The sequence below is a fragment of the Aeromonas sobria genome, from assembly GCF_000820145.1.
GTDB lineage: Bacteria > Pseudomonadota > Gammaproteobacteria > Enterobacterales > Aeromonadaceae > Aeromonas > Aeromonas sobria.
The window spans coordinates 1-1062 of the sequence record NZ_CDBW01000024.1 but is presented as its reverse complement, the minus strand read 5'-3'; the positions used below and the strand labels follow the sequence as shown (position 1 = coordinate 1062).

The window sequence follows — 1062 nt, the reverse complement described above, 5'->3', positions numbered from 1 at the left end:
GGCGTTGTTGCCCAAATCAGCCATTAGGCCACAACTTCCCCAGCCCCAGGTGATAGCTACACTTGGGGCTTTCTAACCGGCAGACCAAGGGCATTCAGTTTGTTCATCGCACACACGTAGGCCATGATCTCTCCCACTTGTCCGTTGTAGTTACGTAGACTGATTTTTCCCGTCATCAATTGTTTGAACCTATACATCGCCGTCTCGGCCAATGAGCGCCGATGATACCCGGACTGCTGCTTCCAGTGAGTCAGCCCCTCCTTGCGCATCACCAGAACCGCTTCATTACGTGGATGCCCCTCTTCCCATAAACCGGCATTCTTGCGAGGCGGAATACAAGCCTTGGCTCCTTTGCGCTTTATCAGTTCATGGCAGGCCTTGGTGTCATATGCACCATCGGCATACACGGTCCCAAGTGCTCGGCGTAGCGGATTGAACAGGGTCGGCAACACCTCGGCATCATGAACATTTTCCAACGAGGCCTCGGCTGCCACGATATCGTGGGTCGCCGGGTCCACCGCCAGATGCAATTTGCGCCAGACCCGGCGCTTGTCATGGCCATGCTTTCTGACCTTCCATTCGCCCTCGCCAAACACTTTCAAGCCGGTGGAATCGATAACCAAATCGGTAACCTTGCCCTTGGGTGGCTTGCGGTATGCCACCTTCACGGTGCTGGCGCGCTTGCTGACACAGCTGTAGTCGGGGGCACACAGCGGCACATTCATCAGCTCAAACAGCGAGTCGAGCAGGCCCTGTGTCGCCCGCAGGGAGAGGTTGAAAATGCCCTTGAGCATGAGAAAGGTACAGATGGTCTGGTCGGTGTAGAGGGAGCTTCGTCCCCGTCGGCCATGATGTTCTTGATGGAACCAGTTATGAACGACATGCTCATCAACCCAGAACGTTAGCGAGCCGCGTTTGACCAAGGAACGGTTGTACTGTGACCAGTTAGATATGGCGTGAAGCGACTTGCCCATGATGCTGATTTGAAGAGGGATTTGGTGATCAGATCAGCGCCTTCACCATAAGTTCAATTTAGGTCACTCTGATTTGGGAAACAACGCC

Annotated in this window: 1 protein-coding gene; it reads right to left on the bottom strand. The window is 54.4% G+C overall.

The features are described from left to right. Positions 1–56: 56 nt before the first annotated feature. Positions 57–974 (bottom strand): IS5-like element ISAs15 family transposase, encoded by a 918-nt coding sequence (locus BN1135_RS12055; RefSeq protein ID WP_042021397.1) that lies wholly within the window; start codon positions 972–974, stop codon positions 57–59. Positions 975–1062: the final 88 nt, after the last annotated feature.